Source organism: Lactiplantibacillus garii (assembly GCF_003885105.1).
In the GTDB taxonomy this organism is placed as follows: Bacteria; Bacillota; Bacilli; order Lactobacillales; family Lactobacillaceae; genus Lactiplantibacillus; species Lactiplantibacillus garii.
Genome location: NZ_QWZQ01000107.1, coordinates 1 through 1,320, shown reverse-complemented (window position 1 = coordinate 1,320; position 1,320 = coordinate 1). Strand labels below are relative to the sequence as shown.

Annotated in this window: 2 protein-coding genes; both read left to right on the top strand. The window is 39.5% G+C overall.

Annotated features, from left to right (window positions below; all coding sequences use genetic code 11):
* The first annotated feature begins 81 nt into the window (after positions 1-81).
* Positions 82-369 carry a transposase gene (locus D1831_RS14190; RefSeq protein WP_003688751.1) on the top strand — a complete coding sequence of 96 codons (288 nt, stop codon included), beginning with the start codon at positions 82-84 and terminating at the stop codon, positions 367-369.
* Between the two features lie 23 nt (positions 370-392).
* The gene (locus D1831_RS14185; protein WP_121054822.1) at positions 393-1,271 is read left to right on the top strand and encodes an IS3 family transposase; all 879 of its coding nucleotides are present in this window, start codon (positions 393-395) and stop codon (positions 1,269-1,271) included.
* Positions 1,272-1,320: the final 49 nt, after the last annotated feature.

The following is a 1,320-nucleotide window of genomic DNA, read 5'->3' as shown; positions in this document are numbered from 1 at the left end:
TGGGCCTAGAATAAAAAGTGTACAAGTTAAATAGAGACTCTGATTTAGTATAATTAAGGAAGTAAATTGGAGGATCAAATAATGACGAAGCACAGTTATGACAAGGAATTTAAGGAACAGGCCGTTCAGTATTACTTAGATAACAAGGATCACATGACCATGAATGAAATAAGTAAGAATCTAGGTATTGGGGCTAGTACATTACATAAATGGATTAAGCTGTTTACTGAGACTGGGGAGTTTGGCCGTGGCTCTGGTAATTTTGCCAGCGATAAGGACAAGGAGATTGCACGACTAAAGCGTCAACTTCGTGACGCTGAAGGAGCGATCGAAGTGTTAAAAAAATCAATCGGGATTCTGAGCAAGTAACTACCGAAAAGGTATACCAAGAAATGGACGTTCAGCACGCTTTGGAATCCCACCCTTCCATCAATGGTATGTGTGATTATGTTGGAATCTCAAGAAGTGGTTACTATCAACGAGAAAGGCGTCATAATCACCAATCACCGCGAAAGCTTCGGAAGAAGCTTATTCAAGGTGAAATTAAAGCAATTTGGCTCAAAAGCCTTTGTATTTACGGTGCCGGCAAAATCACCCAAGAACTTCGCTCAAAAGGATATAAGATCGCTGAACGAACTGTTGGTAAGTATATGCGTGAACTTGGCATTCACGCCGTTTACCTAACCCCTTGGACGACTACCACTCGCAATTCTAAGTTTGATAAACAGCTAATAAATATTTTAGACGAGCAGTTCAATCCATTGCGACCAAACGCCGTTTGGTGCATTGACACCACTTATATTCCAGTTCATGACGGATTCGTTTATTTAACCAGTATTATGGACTTGTACTCCCGACGGATCATTGGTTGGGACTTATCTGAAACCTTGGAGGTATCGAATGTCATCCCACTTATTGAAAAGACTAAGCACAGTCGCCATATTAGCAAGCCATTAATCATGCACAGTGATCGTGGTAGTCAGTTTACGTCTGAAGCTTACAATCAAGTTACAGCTAACATGACATTAAGCTATTCAAAAAAAGCTTATCCTTGGGATAATGCCTGCATTGAGTCGTTTCATGCCTTGATTAAGCGTGAATGGATAAATCGGTTTAAAATCCATTCATACTCCGAAGCTAAACGACTAGTTTTTCAGTACATTGAAACGTTTTACAACACAGTTAGAATTCACAGTCACTGTGGATTCAAATCACCAAAGCAACTTGAAGATGAGTATCAAACTCAAATTCAAAATTTAGTCGTGGCATAGGACAAAAAAGTCTCTATTTAAATTGTCTATTTTATTGACAGGGGACCAG

Bases quoted from the DNA above. Each gene is read 5' to 3' on its own strand.
- D1831_RS14190 (WP_003688751.1), top strand. From the start codon at position 82: ATGACGAAGCACAGTTATGACAAGGAATTTAAGGAACAGGCCGTTCAG.
- D1831_RS14185 (WP_121054822.1), top strand. From the start codon at position 393: ATGGACGTTCAGCACGCTTTGGAATCCCACCCTTCCATCAATGGTATG.